This is a genomic window from Trichocoleus sp. ST-U2 (assembly GCF_039961875.1).
In the GTDB taxonomy this organism is placed as follows: domain Bacteria; phylum Cyanobacteriota; class Cyanobacteriia; order Cyanobacteriales; family FACHB-T130; genus FACHB-T130.
In genome coordinates this window covers 65,666-80,100 of the sequence record NZ_JAMPJY010000007.1, presented here as the reverse complement: position 1 = coordinate 80,100, position 14,435 = coordinate 65,666, and the positions used below count along the sequence as shown (strand labels likewise).

19 protein-coding genes and 1 riboswitch are annotated in these 14,435 nt (G+C 46.6%); of the genes, 7 read left to right on the top strand and 12 right to left on the bottom strand.

Features of this window, described 5'->3' with window-relative positions; translation table 11 throughout:
* Positions 1-67: 67 nt before the first annotated feature.
* Together NC996_RS06645 and NC996_RS06640 are read left to right on the top strand one after the other, a co-directional pair.
* Positions 68-1,237, top strand: coding sequence for an FAD-binding oxidoreductase (locus NC996_RS06645; protein ID WP_190689670.1), 1,170 nt, complete (start codon positions 68-70; stop codon positions 1,235-1,237).
* 76 nt (positions 1,238-1,313) lie between these two features.
* Positions 1,314-2,150 carry a sulfite exporter TauE/SafE family protein gene (locus NC996_RS06640; RefSeq protein WP_190689465.1) on the top strand — a complete coding sequence of 279 codons (837 nt, stop codon included), beginning with the start codon at positions 1,314-1,316 and terminating at the stop codon, positions 2,148-2,150.
* Between the two features lie 219 nt (positions 2,151-2,369).
* Here NC996_RS06640 and NC996_RS06635 read toward each other — a convergent pair whose 3' ends face one another.
* The 8 genes from NC996_RS06635 to speB form a co-directional block, all read right to left on the bottom strand.
* Positions 2,370-2,825, bottom strand: coding sequence for a cupin domain-containing protein (locus tag NC996_RS06635; protein WP_190411425.1), 456 nt, complete (start codon positions 2,823-2,825; stop codon positions 2,370-2,372).
* Positions 2,826-2,895: 70 nt separating this feature from the next.
* Positions 2,896-3,675, bottom strand: a complete 780-nt coding sequence (locus NC996_RS06630) for a cysteine hydrolase family protein (RefSeq protein WP_190689462.1) — start codon at positions 3,673-3,675, stop codon at positions 2,896-2,898.
* A gap of 246 nt (positions 3,676-3,921) precedes the next feature.
* Complete coding sequence (locus NC996_RS06625) at positions 3,922-4,725, bottom strand: ABC transporter ATP-binding protein (RefSeq protein WP_190689459.1); 804 nt, start codon at positions 4,723-4,725, stop codon at positions 3,922-3,924.
* A gap of 108 nt (positions 4,726-4,833) precedes the next feature.
* Entirely contained in the window at positions 4,834-5,682 is an 849-nt protein-coding gene (locus NC996_RS06620; RefSeq protein ID WP_190689456.1) for an ABC transporter permease, read from the bottom strand.
* Positions 5,679-6,698, bottom strand: coding sequence for an ABC transporter substrate-binding protein (locus NC996_RS06615; protein WP_190689453.1), 1,020 nt, complete (start codon positions 6,696-6,698; stop codon positions 5,679-5,681). Before NC996_RS06615 ends, NC996_RS06620 begins: the two co-directional genes overlap by 4 nt.
* 28 nt (positions 6,699-6,726) lie before the next feature.
* Positions 6,727-7,437, bottom strand: a complete 711-nt coding sequence (hypB, locus tag NC996_RS06610; RefSeq protein WP_190678341.1) for a hydrogenase nickel incorporation protein HypB — start codon at positions 7,435-7,437, stop codon at positions 6,727-6,729.
* On the bottom strand, positions 7,421-7,807 hold the full coding sequence (gene hypA / locus NC996_RS06605; RefSeq protein WP_199299643.1) for a hydrogenase maturation nickel metallochaperone HypA: 387 nt from the start codon (positions 7,805-7,807) through the stop codon (positions 7,421-7,423). The genes hypB and hypA overlap by 17 nt, the downstream gene beginning before the upstream one ends.
* Positions 7,808-7,810: 3 nt before the next feature.
* On the bottom strand, positions 7,811-9,004 hold the full coding sequence (gene speB / locus NC996_RS06600; RefSeq protein ID WP_190689450.1) for an agmatinase: 1,194 nt from the start codon (positions 9,002-9,004) through the stop codon (positions 7,811-7,813).
* A gap of 116 nt (positions 9,005-9,120) precedes the next feature.
* Positions 9,121-9,254, bottom strand: a riboswitch (guanidine-I (ykkC/yxkD leader).
* A 101-nt stretch (positions 9,255-9,355) separates the two neighbouring features.
* Here speB and NC996_RS06595 point away from each other — a divergent pair.
* Positions 9,356-9,646, top strand: a complete 291-nt coding sequence (locus NC996_RS06595) for a hypothetical protein (RefSeq protein ID WP_190411486.1) — start codon at positions 9,356-9,358, stop codon at positions 9,644-9,646.
* Here the strand turns inward: NC996_RS06595 and psbN are convergent.
* Complete coding sequence (gene psbN / locus NC996_RS06590) at positions 9,606-9,737, bottom strand: photosystem II reaction center protein PsbN (RefSeq protein WP_190411418.1); 132 nt, start codon at positions 9,735-9,737, stop codon at positions 9,606-9,608. The two genes, NC996_RS06595 and psbN, sit on opposite strands and share 41 nt — an antisense overlap.
* Before the next feature lie 83 nt (positions 9,738-9,820).
* Between psbN and psbH the strand changes: the two genes are divergently transcribed.
* Positions 9,821-10,024 (top strand): photosystem II reaction center protein PsbH, encoded by a 204-nt coding sequence (psbH, locus tag NC996_RS06585; RefSeq protein WP_190411417.1) that lies wholly within the window; start codon positions 9,821-9,823, stop codon positions 10,022-10,024.
* Between the two features lie 132 nt (positions 10,025-10,156).
* A complete protein-coding gene (locus tag NC996_RS06580) occupies positions 10,157-10,429 on the top strand; it encodes a TatA/E family twin arginine-targeting protein translocase (RefSeq protein ID WP_190411416.1) in 273 nt (90 codons plus the stop codon).
* 194 nt (positions 10,430-10,623) lie between these two features.
* Here the strand turns inward: NC996_RS06580 and modA are convergent, their stop codons facing one another.
* A complete protein-coding gene (gene modA / locus NC996_RS06575; RefSeq protein WP_242037698.1) occupies positions 10,624-11,481 on the bottom strand; it encodes a molybdate ABC transporter substrate-binding protein in 858 nt (285 codons plus the stop codon).
* A gap of 59 nt (positions 11,482-11,540) precedes the next feature.
* Entirely contained in the window at positions 11,541-12,275 is a 735-nt protein-coding gene (locus NC996_RS06570; RefSeq protein WP_190411414.1) for a response regulator transcription factor, read from the bottom strand.
* 23 nt (positions 12,276-12,298) lie between these two features.
* On the opposite strand from NC996_RS06570, the gene NC996_RS06565 reads away from it, so the two are divergent.
* Both NC996_RS06565 and NC996_RS06560 read left to right on the top strand, forming a co-directional pair.
* A complete protein-coding gene (locus NC996_RS06565) occupies positions 12,299-12,580 on the top strand; it encodes a hypothetical protein (RefSeq protein ID WP_190426037.1) in 282 nt (93 codons plus the stop codon).
* Between the two features lie 464 nt (positions 12,581-13,044).
* Positions 13,045-13,668 carry a CPP1-like family protein gene (locus NC996_RS06560; protein WP_190411412.1) on the top strand — a complete coding sequence of 208 codons (624 nt, stop codon included), beginning with the start codon at positions 13,045-13,047 and terminating at the stop codon, positions 13,666-13,668.
* Between the two features lie 34 nt (positions 13,669-13,702).
* Here the strand turns inward: NC996_RS06560 and NC996_RS06555 are convergent, their stop codons facing one another.
* A complete protein-coding gene (locus NC996_RS06555; RefSeq protein WP_190411411.1) occupies positions 13,703-14,431 on the bottom strand; it encodes an HAD family hydrolase in 729 nt (242 codons plus the stop codon).
* Positions 14,432-14,435 lie beyond the last annotated feature (4 nt).

The following is a 14,435-nucleotide window of genomic DNA, read 5'->3' as shown; positions in this document are numbered from 1 at the left end:
CTTTACAGAGCATATGTGCGCGGGGAAGGAAAATCGTCATTAGACGCAGGAATGACCAATGGCAATGATGAAAACTTACGACTGGATTGTTGTCGGCGGCGGCATTACAGGCGCGGCGCTGGCTTACGAACTGGCAATCAAAGGCTTTTCGGTTCTTTTGTTAGAGCAACACGCCTCACTGCAAGGTGCCACTCGCTATAGTTATGGTGGAATTGCCTACTGGTCAGGGACGACTGAGTTGACGCGACAGTTATGTGCTGAGGGGATTGAGCGTCACCGCATTTTATCTGAGGAATTAGACACCGATACCCAGTTCCGCGAATTAGATTTAATTTTGACCATTGGTACTGATGACGATCCGGAGAAAGTTGCTGCCAACTACGCTGAGTTTGCAATTCCGCCTCGGTTACTCAGCGTTGCAGAAGCTTGCGAGATAGAACCGCTACTCAATCCAGATGCGATCGCTGCTGCTTTAACGGTTCGTCACGGTCACATTGAACCCGAAAAAATAACTCAAGGTTACACTCAAGCTTTTCGCCGCGCTGGGGGTGAGGTGCAAATCGATCGGGTAGTGGAACTACTCGGCACAGGCTCAAAGATTCAGGGAGTCAAAACCCCAACGGCAACCTACCACGCTGCCAAAACGGTTATTTGTGCCGGTGCCATGAGTCGGCAGTTACTCAAAGCTGCGGGGATTCCCATCCGTTTGTATTTCACCCATACCGAACTCATCGAAACGCCACCCGTTGATGTACAGTTGCAGACAACGGTGATGCCAGCAGAAATCAAACGCTTTCAACTAGAAGCGGAAGCAACTATCCCTGAACGCGATCGCTTCTGGGATGAACCCGATTATGAGCCTGTTCCACCGATTCTAGATGCGGGTGCGATTCAGTTCAAAGATGGCAGTTTACGCATCGGTCAAATTAGCCGCGCGATCGCGAACCCCGACGCTAAAATTGATGCGACCCAAAGTGAAGCGCATCTCCGTTCTGCGGTTGGTAAAATCTTACCAGCACTAGAGAATCTACCCGGAAAGTGGCATCACTGCTTGGTTGCGTTTAGTAGCGATCGCCTTCCCTTAGTCGGCGCACTCAATAACGTGGACGGTGCTTATCTCTTCTCCGGATTTTCAAATCCCTTGGTATTCGTGCCATCCTTAGCCAAGCATTTTGCTAGTTGGGCAGCAGGTCAAGAAGACGAGGTTCTCACCCAATTATCGCCGCTACAGTTGTAGCGATACAATCCCTATTAGTCTGCGTAGGCAGGCTTTGTTTGTATAGCCGCGACTTCAATCGTCAGGCGTTTTTACTATGACAACCACGAGTTTATTGATTTTTGCGATCGCTGGAATGTTTGCCGGAATTCTCGCGGGATTTTTAGGCATTGGCGGTGGTACGGTTCTTGTCCCCTTATTAGTCGCTTTACAATACACCCCTGTGCAAGCCGTTGGCACCAGTAGCCTAGCAATTTTAATTACGGCAATTTCTGGCAGTGTCCAAAACTGGCGGATGGGGTTATTCAGCTTCAAAAGAGTGATTGCCATTGGATTTCCTGCTGTAGTCACTGCACAAATTGGTGCTTATTTAGCAACCCAATTTCGTCCCTATTTACTACTAGCCGCTTTTGGATTATTGCTACTTTTAAATATTTACTTAGTTGAACTACGCAAGCAGCTAACAATCAAGAAAAAGCAGGAAGAAGAACAGGAACTAAAAACTCCAGGTAGCCACGATACCATCCCTAAAAATTCAAACATCTTCTTCAATCCAAATTTTGCCAGAATTGCCACTGGCAGCGCCGCTGGGATACTCGCAGGTTTATTTGGGGTTGGTGGCGGTGTAATTATGGTGCCGCTGCAAATTTTACTTTTAGGAGAAACTATCAAAGTCGCCATTCAAACCAGTTTAGGTGTCATCGTTATTACAGCTATATCAGCGACTATTGGACACGCTTTCAGAGGCAATGTTTTGTTAGTTGAAGGACTTCTTTTAGGATGTGGTGGTTTCTTGGGGGCGCAAATAAGTACGCGGTTTCTCCCCAAATTGCCCGATGAAGTCGTCAGTTTAGCCTTTCGCACCTTGCTAGGGATTTTATCTATTTATGTTTTTTGGCAAGCATGGCAAAACTATAACGATTTTAAAGTTTAAACTTATCTAGAAACTGTTTTTAGATAAGTTTAAACTTTAAATTACAATAAGTACCTTTCTCTATTTATTGAATTTATTTGTATTGATAACGAGCCTGGTTTAGTTATCAGATACGAGCGGTTCAGATCCCCGACTTCTGCGAGAAGTCGGGGATCTCGCCTTCACTAATAACTCGTAACTAATAACTAAGCAGACAAACCGTTTCTTTCTCTTAAACCTTTAGCAAGCGACAAGCGCATCTGAACGATTCAGAACTCTTAAATCCTCCTCATCCAACTCGACGGGGACGCCGCTGCGAATCAGTTCCACAAAGTCCTCGTTGGGAACCATAAAGCACAGCGTATACAAGCGATCGCAACCTGTATTTTCAATTTTATGAATCCCCGTCGGCGGGACTAATAAGCTATCTCCAGGGCAAATCGGGACGGTTTTGCCGTCGCAAGTCGCTAGCCCTTGCCCCTTGAGGACAAAAAACATCTCCACAGCCATTTGGTGACGATTGGGAGGAGTTTTCCCACCAATATCAAAAATTTCTACACAAAAAGTTAATGAAACGTTAGCGCTTGCCGGATCGAAGACAATCGCTAACCGATTGCTATCCTCAGGACTGATGCGAAAGGCTTGATAGTCTCTGGGAGACTTGACGATCGGAATCATGCAACGGGACGAGTCCATCGGGCATTTCTCCTCTAAAAGAGAGCGATTTGGCTAATGGCTAATTGTTCGTTACCATTGGCGATTAGCATTAGCGACTAGCCAACTTAATTGCTTCTACGATAGCTTGAGAATCTGCCACGAAACCAAAACACTGTTTTACGTTATAAAGGGTGGCTTGCCAGCAATACTCTGGGGATGTGGTAGCAGTACCATCCTTCACCAAAATGCAGTCATAGCCGAGAAAGTTAGCATCTTGCAGTGTTGCCATCACGCACTGATCTGCATTGACTCCGGCAAAGAACAAAGTCGTTTTTCCCAGGTTCCGCAAGATGCTGTCGAGAGGTGTATCCCAAAAACCGCTCATCCGGTACTTATCGACGCGGATATCTTCGGGGTTTGGTTCCAATTCATCCACCACCGCCGCCGCCCAACTGCCCACCATCAGCACTGGCGAACCATTCGCGGGCAGCGGATCTCCTAAACCCACGCCATCGCCGGTGGGATTATAGACATGGCGTACACTAGCGCTGATATTTAGTAAGTCGGGGCGGTTCCCCCAGTTAACCCAAATCACCGGAATGTTTGCCGTTCGCAATTCTGGTAACAGCGTTTTAAGCGGGTTGATAGGAGTTCGGGCGGGTGTCACGTCTACGCCAATGTGGGCTAGCCAGCCATCTGGATGACAGAAATCATTCTGCATATCAATCACCAAAATCGCAGCCTTTGCCAAATCCAGGCGTAGCGTCTTGGTTTCTGTGGCTAGGGTGATAACTTGCGGTTTTAAAGGAGGGCGCGTGATATCAGCAATTTCCGCATCAACTGCCCAAGCATTCGGGGGCACACCCAAGGTACGGAGGGGTCGATTCATAGGGAGAGTGCTAGGGGGCAATCTTGAGAAATACTACTTTTTCTGCCCAGGACTCTTAAATTTTTCTATTTCTTAACTTAAGGGAAAATGCGCGAGTTCTACACTACAGCCGGTTTGGAGATATTCCCAAACCTAACCCCCAGCCCCTTCCCTACAAGGGAAGGGGAGCCATTTTCAAAGCCCCTCTCCGATACGGAGAGGGGTTTGGGGAGAGGTTCCGGAACAAGAATGAAACAATCTTGTTGCTTAAACCACCATCGGTAACTCTTGAAAGCTACTTTTTAATAAAGTTTTATCTTCCTCGGCACGGAGGAGTCCCATTACCCGATCCTTATAATCCTGAAACAGAGGATCGCACTTAATGTCATAAGTGCGATCGCTTGGAAGTTTTATACTCAATTCCTCTTTAACCGTACCGGGACGCGAACTCAGCACATAGATGCGTTGAGAGAGAAAAACGGCTTCCTCAACATCGTGAGTAATCATAAATATTGTTGTCCGTGTGCGTTGCCAGACTTGCAGCAAAAATTGCTGCATCGCTTCTTTCGTCTGCACATCCAACGCCCCAAATGGTTCATCCATCAGTAAAATTTTCGGTTGCGAGGCTAAAGCACGCGCGATCGCTACCCGTTGCTTCATCCCGCCTGAGAGTTCCTTCGGAAGTGACTTGGCAAACCCAGACAACCCCACCACATCCAGATAGTAAGCCACCCGTCGCCGTCGTTCTACCGAAGAGACACCTTGCAGCTTTAAACCAAATCCCACGTTATCTGCAACAGTCATCCACGGATACAGCGTATAGCTCTGGAACACCATACCCCGGTCAGGCCCAGGCCCCGTCACGCGCACCCCATCGACCAAAACTTCCCCCGCCGTGGGAGTATCCAGCCCAGCAATCAACCGCAGCAACGTTGACTTACCAGAACCCGAAGCACCCACTGCACAGATGCATTCTCCCTCTTCAATATGCAAATTGATATCTTTGAGAGCAACAAGCGAACCGCGTCGGGTTTTGAATTGTTTATGGAGTTGAGAAACGTGCAAATGCATAATGAGTGATAATTTTGAGTTTTAGATTGAATTGCCCGATGTAAGAGGTATTAGTCAGTAGCAACAACCTAATCACTAAGCACTAAAGCCTACTGACCATTCCTTTTTTTAATCATTAGCCCACTTACAAGACACGCGCAGTAACAATCGAAACAAAAGATCGATTGTCAGACCAATCAAGCCAATTACAATCAGCCCCGCAAAAATTTCATCAGTCTTGAGAAATCTTTGTGCAACACTAATTCTGCGGCCCAAGCCTTCTGTCGCTGCCACTAACTCAGAAACGATGACTAAGTTCCAAGAAGCTGCCATATTGACGCGACCCGCATCAATGATACTCGGCAGAATAAAGGGTAAAATTACTTGCAATAAAACTTGCTTTCTCTGACCGCCCAAGGTGTAGGAAGTTTCCAATAACTCTTTAGGTACAAACTTCACCGCATCCATCACCATGAGCGTATTAAAAAATAGCGTTCCGATAAAAATCAGCAGAATCTTAGGTTCTTCTCCCAGACCAAAATACAAAATTAGTAAGGGAATGAAAGCCGGTGCTGGCATATAACGCACAATGCCAATAATCGGTTCCATCAGCGCCCGAATGCTGGGAAAAGTTCCCATCAGTGTCCCTAAGGGAATTGAAATCAGCGCCGCCAAAAAAAAGCCACTCAGAACGCGAAATAGACTGTAGGCAATATCTTTTTGCAAATCGCCAGTTGCTAAAAGCCTCTGAAAAGCGCCCCAAACTTGAGCGGGAGTCGGCAAAAATAAAGGCGCGACTATCCCAGCGTTGGAGACTATCCACCAAAGAGCAACCGGGATACAAATTGACAGAACCATTAAAGTCCATGCCAATTTTTTAGGAATATCCTCGCCAATCCGCCAGAAGACGCTAGGCGATAACATTTTGCGAGGACGATCGGAATTATTTTTCGGCAAATCTTCAGCGTAGCGGTTCATGATTTTTGCTTTGCCGCGTAGGCTTTGATAAACTGATCGTCAAATATTTGGGTGAGATTCGGAGCCTGTTTAGCTAATTTAGCCTCAACTAAAAATTTGCTAATCTCTTGGGCGGCGTAACCCAAAGAAGTCATGTCGTTACCGGGACTAAATGCTTTCAAGTTATCTTCAATGGTAAAGATTTTAGTCCCGGCTTCGTATTTCTTGTATTCCTCAACCGTGACCCCAGCCCGTTTTGCCATCGCGGCGTAAGCTTTGTCAGGATTGGTGCGGATAAACGCCAAGGTATCGAACCATGTATTGACCAAAGCTTGCACGTCTTGAGGACGTTCGTTAATCAGTTTTCGGCTGACAGTTAAATGATCGGGAATTGCTCCTGGAAAGTCTTTAGAACTGAATAATTCTTTACTTCCAGCACGTTCTAGCGCCTTGCTGGTAAATGGTGCAAAAACTCCAACTGCATCCACTTGACCCGCAACAAAAGCAGCTGCGGCTGCGCCGGTTTCTAAGGGTTGAAAAGTAATATCAGCTTGGGTTAAACCCGCTTTCTTCAGTCCTAGAAGTAACAGGAAATGATCGACGGTTCCTTCTTCAGCAGCGACTTTTTTGCCTTTGAGGTCGGCAATACTATTGATACCTTCCCGAACAATAATTTTATCGTTGCCTGTTGAATTGTCATTAACCAATACAATCACTTGATCGGAACCAGCAGCCACTGAGCTGATCGTGTCATTCAAGGTTTGGGTATTCGCGCTGAGCTGACCAGCATTGAGGGCGTTAATGGAATCTAAATAGCCATCGAACCACTTCAAATTCACATTAACTTTGTTCGCGTCAAACAGCTTTTCTTCCTGAGCCACCTGCCAGGGCAACCACCCAGGCCAGACACTGAAACCCATTTGGATTGTTTCAGTTTTTGAGGATGTAGCGGTTTGCTGGGGGTTAGCACAACTAACCGTAATGACGAGGCTGAGCAAAAAGACCGAGAATAGAGAAAGTAACTGGCGGGTCTTCATTGAGTCTCACTCTTTACTAGCAGGCTCATTAGGCGGGTAGCATTTCTGTTGCCGCAGCAGATGAACGTTGATTTAAAACTTGCGACTTTACCCAATCAAACCAATTTTCTAATCCCTCACCCGTCTTGGCAGAAACCGCAATAATTGTGACATGAGGGTTCATCTGACGGACGTTGGCTGCAATCCGATTAATATCAATATCGAGATAAGGAGCCAAATCGATCTTGGTAATTAATAAACAATCCGCTTCTTGAAACATCACCGGATACTTGAGGGGTTTATCTTCTCCTTCAGTCACGCTCAACAAAGCAACTTTAACGTGTTCTCCTACTTCAAACTCAGCAGGACAAACTAAATTACCGACATTTTCAACTAGCACTAAATCAAAATCCGAAGGATTATATTGGTGTTCTAGTTGATGAATTCCTCCAGCTACCATCTTGGAATCCAAGTGGCAGGAACGCCCCGTATTAATTGCAATTACAGGGACTCCAGATTGACGCAAACGGTCGGCATCCAACTCCGTCGTCATATCCCCTTCAATTACGGCGATTTTTAAATCATCCGTCAAAACCGCAAGCGATCGCTCTAACAGTGCTGTTTTACCCGCCCCAGGACTACTCATAATATTGAAACAAGTAATCCCCCACTTATCGAAATGCGCCCGATTATGATCGGCTCCTTTCTGATTAGCATGGAGCAAGTTAATTCCTAATGCAGCGTCAAATGTTTGATGCATAAGCGTTTTTCTGTACTTCGTCAAAACTATACTCAATTCGGTCAATTTTTAGTTCTCTACCTGAGCGAATATCCTCCATCGGTGAGTCACACTCAGGGCAGCCGTATTGCAATCCAACTTGGGGTGCATATTCTTGTTGGCAGCGGTGACAAAAGGCAATCAGCGGTGTTTCCTGAATTACCAGTTCTACCCCTTCTAAAAAGGTGTTGCCAGTCTGTACTTCAAAAGCAAATTTTAGACTGACAGGTTCGACACAAGTGAACTTACCAACAATTAAGTGAATCTGGGTAATCTGGGGGCGCTCGGTTTGGGATTCCCACCAGTCTTTTACTGTGAAAATGAGCGCCTTTGTCATATCAGTTTCGTGCAAAGCTCAACTCCACTCTTCAACTAATTCTGGTTGGGCGTAGGGGTGAATGTATGCAGCTTTTTCTTTTCGAGGTAACTGTCCTGACAGCACTAGATGCGCCATCGTGTCGCAAATCACTCGCGTTGCCATCAAAGATGTCATGTCGCTGATGTCGTAAGGGGGCGACACTTCCACCACCTCAAGCCCGCAAACGGGTGCTTTCTGAACAATTTTTCCCAGCATATAAAGAGCCTCGCGGGGTAATAATCCACCTGGTTCAGGCCAACCCGTTCCTGGGACAAAACCGGCATCAATGCAGTCAATATCAAAGCTGATATAAACGCAGTCGGTTCCGTCTAAAGCTCTTTCTAGAGCGAAGTTTACCGCTGCATCCAAACCCATTTCTGTGATGTCTGTAACTGTCAGAATATTTGTGGCTCGTTCTCGACAAACTTTCACACCCTGACGCGGCACTTGCCAGCCGCCGATTCCTAATTGCACGAGGTTTTTTGGATTGGCATTTTTGATGTTTGTGGCATGGAACCAAGGGCAGGTGTGCATGCGCTCATCGAGGTCTGTTTCCTGGGTATCGACGTGGCGATCGAAGTGAATAATCCCCAGTTTTTTATCGCCTAAATGGCGGCAAACTCCCCGTACTGTGGGATAGCCAATTGAATGATCGCCTCCCAAAATAATTGGGAAAGCTCCGGAACTAAAGATGTGAGCAATTCCTTTAGAAATTTGGTCAAATGACTTTTCGTTGTTTCCCGGAATTGTGAAAATATCTCCGACATCACACAGGGTAATTTGCTCTCGCAAATCAACGCCTAGTTCAAAGTTATAGGGGGTATACAAAGCCGAAATCCGCCGAATTCCTTGGGGACCAAACCGGGTTCCAGGTCGGTAGGTGGTGCCAGAATCGTGCGGTACGCCTACAATTGCCACATCGTATTCACCCACTTTTCGCACATCTTCTATATAAGGTGCTTTCAAGAAGGTGTTAATGCCTGCGTAGTGGGGAAGTTCGCCGCGAGAGAAGGTAGAAATAGAGCGATCGCGTATACTTTCTGCTGCCTCTAATCCAAACTCTAACCCTTTTGCAACCTCCTGTTGCCAGCCTGTCATTGGCAGATGGGTTTCTTTCTCTAAGGCGCGACTCGCTTCAGTAGACGGCGGCTGAAAATCCGAATTCGAGTTTTGAGAATTTATGTCAGTCATGTTTGGAAAAATGGGATGTTTCGTCAGTCTAAAAGCTCTATTTTTTCTCCCAAGTCAAAGAAGACTTGCAAAAACAATAGCCCGGGTAAGCCATAACAGATAAGCTTCTGCTATGTACCTCCCGGGCTTTTCTCCCGCCGTGTAACCAGTCCGTGTTTCAATTTCTAAAAACACTCTATGACTGATTCGCTTCTCTCGGACCAGCCGTTTAAATCTTCAGGCTTAAACCGGAACCCTAGAAGCTATTAATTTTTTTTACCCGATAGCTATCAATATTTGTTGGATGAACTTTGAAAGCTTAAATGTATAGATATCAATAAATTTTAAGGGAGAATGTAATCAAAGTTACAATTGGGCGGATTCCCCCCTGGGGGGAATCCAGAGTCAAGCGATCGCTACCTAGATGAACGCTCGCATCACAGCCTACAAGCAGGATTTTGCTACCGAGAAGGCTCAAATCGTACCGGACACCGCAGCCAAACCTGGATGCAAACGACTCCAGGCTTGGCGCATCATCAGCGCCCAATTAGGACAATCTTGTGTAGTTGCGCCTACCCCTTAGGAGAGCGATCGCCCTACACGGGTCAGTCGTCAGAAAGCTTTAGTCTTCGTGATCTTCAAACGGATCGCTCAATTCCTTAGAAGGAGGCCCGAACGCAGTGTAGATGGTGAAACCAGTGATAGCGACGAGAAAGGTAGCGATAGAAATGCTAAGAACTGTTGCGGGTTCCATAGGTGAGATAATTTATGAGAGCAGTTCCTATACAATATTACAAAACGTTAAAAACTTCTGTCGAGATTGATCCTAGGAAAGCTATGGCACAACGGACTTGGTTAGGAGATGTCCTCAAACCCCTTAACTCTGAATATGGGAAAGTATCTCCGGGGTGGGGCACTACGCCATTGATGGGCGTCTTTATGGTGCTATTTTTGGTCTTTTTACTGATTATTCTGCAACTTTACAATTCCTCACTCCTCGTTGAGGGTGTTGATGTCGATTGGAAAAGCCTAGGGCGTTAATCGACTGTAATCTGGCGCGAAGTCCTTGGGCTTTACATAACGCCACGATTAAAAAACACTGATGCTTTCCCGGCTAGACCGGGTTTTTTTGTCGGTTCTATACTAAAGTTAACCTTTTGCACGAAAAATCCTATGAATATCTTTGGCATCGGTCTGCCGGAAATGGCGCTGATTATGGTTGTGGCTCTTTTGATTTTTGGTCCTAAAAAGTTGCCAGAAATTGGTCGCAGTATGGGCAAGGCAATTCGCGGCTTCCAGGAAGCATCCAGAGAATTTGAAACTGAGTTCAAGCAGGAAGCAGAGCAGATAGAACAAGCTGTCAAGACACTTCCCCAGGCTGACTCAGAGAAAGTAGCAAACGGAAAGTCAGAGAATCCCGCAACTAGCTCATCGCAACACAGCTAAAACTGGCAATTCTCGTTGCCACGCTAGCGATTCTCACTCTTAGTGGAATATACAGGAACCTCACCCCCGACCCCCTTTTATGAACCGAGAGGGGATATCGAACCCCTCCCCGTTCGCTGGGAGAGGGCAGGAGTGGGGTTAAACCGTAGTGCATCCAATAGAGAATTGCTATAGAACAGGAAAGGGGGTAGACGCTAATTGTCAGCGACTGGTAGAAAGCCATATTTCTGCAATATCTGCTGCCCTCTGTTACTAGTAACAAAGTTGATGAATTCTTTTGCCTGCTGGGAATTTTGACTTTGCTTGACAACCGCTATCCAATAGCGGATAGGTCGAGTTGATTCAAGGGAAATTCGGGCGATCGCCTTCACTTTCTTCGATATCGCCGCATCCGTTGCATAGACAAGGGCGGCGTCAACATTTCCCTGCTCCACATAAGTCAAAACTTGACGCACATTGTCACCAAAGACTAACTTTTTTTCTTTTTCCAGTTTGGTATAAAGATTTTCTTTTTCGAGAGCTATTTTTGCGTACTCTCCCGCTGGCACTGTAGCTGGATTACCGATTGCTAAACGTTTCAGACGACTATCCCTTAAGTCAGATAGTTTCTTCAGCCAAGGGGTTTGAGCAGTAGTTGCCACCAGGACTAATTGATTACGAGCAAACGTCTTGCGAGTTTGGGGAAGCAACAAATTCTGCGTTTCTAAAGCATCCATCGGTCGAGCTGCTGCACTCGCGAATACATCAATGGGGGCACCCCGTTCGATTTGCTTTTGCAAGAAACCAGAAGCGGCAAAATTAAAGTGAACGGTAAAGGTAGGAAGCTGAGCTTGAAAGGATGTGGCAATCTCTGTAAAAGCTTCGCTCAACGAAGCAGCAGCAGCAACAGTCAGCGTGGTAGATGTAGATTCAGATGCCTTTGGGGAAATAGCTGGGGCACTGCAAGCCCCCAGCAGAAAACTCATAACCAGACTTAGCAGGATGAGAGGGGGTAGGATAGCGTACCGATTGGCATTCTCCGGACACTTGCGTGGCATCAAAAAAGAACTCAAGCGTTTTTTCCTTAGCAAAAACTATGATTTGAGGCTTTGATGTTCTTGAACCATTCGTTTCAGCGCTCCGCTTTGCCATTGAGTTCGGGTTTACCCGGAACTTCAAATTTGTAACCGACGCCCCGAACTGTTTGAATTAACTCAGGCTGAGTAGAATCGATTTCTATCTTCTTGCGAATCTGCCCGATATGAACGTCAACAACCCGTGGGTCTCCAATGTAGTCAGAAGCCCAAACTTCTTTGATTAACTCGGCTCGACGCCAAACCCGACCGGGATGACTCGCCAAGAAATGCAACAAATTAAATTCTAAGGCGGTCAGAGGTACTGGTTGATCGCTCAGATTCACCTCTCGACGCACTGGATCAATCACCAGTTTGTCAAAGATGAGGCGTTGCTGTTCGGCGACTTTCAGGGGCCGATGGCGCTTTAAAAGCGCCCCGACGCGGACGCCTAACTCTCCCAAGCTAAAAGGCTTGGTAATGTAGTCATCCGCACCCTGGGAGAAGCCGTGGATTTTATCGTTTTCGTCGGCGCGACTCGTTAGCAGCAGTACTAATACGTCGGTGCGGCTTTGCAATTCTTTGCAGAGTTGATAGCCATTCGCGTCAGGCAAATTCACGTCCAGAATCACCAGGTTTGGGTTGAATTGATCAAACACGGCGCGGGCGGTCTTGCCGTCTTCAGCAGACTCCATTTGATAATTTTGCTGACTTAAGAAGCGATAGATGAGATTCCGGATGGCCGGATCGTCATCCACGACAAGAATCTTGTGAGTTGCGGAAGCCAGGACCATAACTTTCCACTAAGAACTGGATTATGATTAACGGACAGCGGTATTTTAAGCAAACAGGTCGAGTCGGGGAAATAAGCGCTTTGGAAGGCGAAAAATCGCTTCCTTACCTTATTAATATTCCCAAGCTTAATGACGTAATGAGCATTTTAGACAATTATCGTCGCTCTCCCCAGTTAGTGAAAATATCTCGTAATCGTCAAGTCTCCACGATGGGCAGTCTGGCGGTTTGTTGTAAGTCTTTTTTGTCTAAAAAAATTAAATTTGCCGAGCGAATCCGGATAAATCATCTGACGGTTAGCTGGTAAACGAATAAAAGTGTCTTTCGAGAGAAGCGCTTGTGTTCAAGGATCAAGCTAAACTAACTTGGAGGATAGGATGAATGTAGGCACTCAAGGCTAAGGGTCAACTGCGATTAGGCAGTGATTTCAAGGACTTGAACGGCTTTGAACAAAAAACCAGTATGACAAAACTTCACGGGAAATGTATAGATACTTTGCCAAATGTAGTAATTTATGACCATTCCATCCTTCAAGAGCCGTAGCACCTTCTCCAATCAGCGTGAAAGTATTCCAATCGCGCTCTCATGGGGTCGGAGATCTTCTTTTCGCAACGGGAATTAGGGAGTTTTAGGTTACATAGGTTAGAACGGCTGGCTAACGATACTTTCTTCTAGCCTGAGGAACTGGCAGTGTAGATAGGGAGCTAGATTGCCAGAAACGATTGAGTCGATGAAGACTGCTAAAAATAATAGATCTCTGGGAGGTTTTGGATGAGCGAGCAAAATCCCTACGAAAAGCTTGGACTGTCAGAAGACGCAACTTTTGAGGAAATTCAGGAGACCCGCAAGCGCCTTCTTCAAGAGCATCATGGCGAGAAGGAGCTTCTGGAAGCGATGGAGACGGCCTACGATGCGATTTTAATGGAACGTCTGAGGATGCGCCAAGAGGGAAAAATTAAGGTTCCGGAACGGATTCGGTTCCCAGAGCGGGCGATCGCGCCTCCTCCCACTTTTACTCCTGTGCCGGTCAACCGTTCCCCAGCTTGGTTGCAAAATCTGATTGATACGCCCAGCTTACAGGAGGTGGCGTGGCCTAGCGGTTTGTTCTTGGCATTAAGCGCCATTACAGCCTATCCAGGCACCAATGATTCGATGCTGCCATTGAATATGGCGTTAGGGGCTGGATTAACTTTATTTTTGGTCAATCGCAAAGAGCGGAAATTTGGTCGCGCTTTCCTGCTGACGCTGCTGGGGTTGTTCGTTGGAATTGGATTGGGAACGCTGCTCGATAATGTGCTGATGACGCAAATTTCCAATATCGGATTGACGCCAGATAAATTCGTCACGGTGGTGACGTTTATTATTCTCTGGCTGGTTAGTAGCTTTCTGCGCTAAAGCTAAGAATTAAACATGAAAAATTAAGAGTTAATTAGAGAATTTTTAATTTTTCATTTTTTATGTTTAATTCTTCAGGCAGCGGCTGACTCAACACGAAATCTACGGCTTCACCAAGGTTGTTTACGATCAAGTCTGGCTGGTATTGCTCAAGCTGAGCGCGATCGCGTATCCCGCACAAAACCCCGATGACCTTAACGCCGTGGTTTTTTGCGGCAATTATATCAGCCTCGGTATCCCCGATCATCCACACCTCAGAGGCGGGAGGAAGTTCCGCGATCGCGCGTTCCATCAGCAGCGGTTTGTCGTCGATGTCACGAGTCTTCACGTAGTCGTTCGCCAGGTGGTAGCACCGATTCTCTGGGAAAAATCGCGCTAAGTCGTAACGACCGAAAGCGTAATCTAACTCTCGTTGACGGCGCATGGTTAGTACGACCAAATCGACGCCTGCTTCCTGTACTTTTTCCAGGGCGTCAACGGCTCCGGGTGCCAGGGCGTCATAAACTAGATAGGGCATGGTATGCACGGTTTGACGCCGCAGTGCCGCAAATGCTTGGGCTTGCTCTTCATCGAGACCGGAAAGGATGCCGATTTGTCGTTCTGGGACGCGCGATCGCTTCAAACCCCAAAACTCCTCCTTAGACATCTGACGCACTGACTGGTCTTCCCGCCGCGTCTGTTCCAAACAAAACTGGTAAACTTGGTAATATCGCTCCGAAACGTCCATAATTGGGCCGTCGAAGTCACTGATAATTCTTAACATTTTT

Bases quoted from the DNA above. Each gene is read 5' to 3' on its own strand.
- NC996_RS06620 (WP_190689456.1), bottom strand. From the start codon at position 5,682: ATGAACCGCTACGCTGAAGATTTGCCGAAAAATAATTCCGATCGTCCT.
- NC996_RS06635 (WP_190411425.1), bottom strand. From the start codon at position 2,825: ATGGACTCGTCCCGTTGCATGATTCCGATCGTCAAGTCTCCCAGAGAC.
- NC996_RS06565 (WP_190426037.1), top strand. From the start codon at position 12,299: ATGATTAACGGACAGCGGTATTTTAAGCAAACAGGTCGAGTCGGGGAA.
- NC996_RS06570 (WP_190411414.1), bottom strand. From the start codon at position 12,275: ATGGTCCTGGCTTCCGCAACTCACAAGATTCTTGTCGTGGATGACGAT.
- NC996_RS06630 (WP_190689462.1), bottom strand. From the start codon at position 3,675: ATGAATCGACCCCTCCGTACCTTGGGTGTGCCCCCGAATGCTTGGGCA.
- NC996_RS06615 (WP_190689453.1), bottom strand. From the start codon at position 6,698: ATGAAGACCCGCCAGTTACTTTCTCTATTCTCGGTCTTTTTGCTCAGC.
- NC996_RS06555 (WP_190411411.1), bottom strand. From the start codon at position 14,431: ATGTTAAGAATTATCAGTGACTTCGACGGCCCAATTATGGACGTTTCG.
- NC996_RS06560 (WP_190411412.1), top strand. From the start codon at position 13,045: ATGAGCGAGCAAAATCCCTACGAAAAGCTTGGACTGTCAGAAGACGCA.
- speB (WP_190689450.1), bottom strand. From the start codon at position 9,004: ATGACTGACATAAATTCTCAAAACTCGAATTCGGATTTTCAGCCGCCG.
- hypB (WP_190678341.1), bottom strand. From the start codon at position 7,437: ATGCATCAAACATTTGACGCTGCATTAGGAATTAACTTGCTCCATGCT.
- NC996_RS06640 (WP_190689465.1), top strand. From the start codon at position 1,314: ATGACAACCACGAGTTTATTGATTTTTGCGATCGCTGGAATGTTTGCC.
- NC996_RS06625 (WP_190689459.1), bottom strand. From the start codon at position 4,725: ATGCATTTGCACGTTTCTCAACTCCATAAACAATTCAAAACCCGACGC.
- NC996_RS06645 (WP_190689670.1), top strand. From the start codon at position 68: ATGAAAACTTACGACTGGATTGTTGTCGGCGGCGGCATTACAGGCGCG.
- psbN (WP_190411418.1), bottom strand. From the start codon at position 9,737: ATGGAACCCGCAACAGTTCTTAGCATTTCTATCGCTACCTTTCTCGTC.
- NC996_RS06580 (WP_190411416.1), top strand. From the start codon at position 10,157: ATGAATATCTTTGGCATCGGTCTGCCGGAAATGGCGCTGATTATGGTT.
- psbH (WP_190411417.1), top strand. From the start codon at position 9,821: ATGGCACAACGGACTTGGTTAGGAGATGTCCTCAAACCCCTTAACTCT.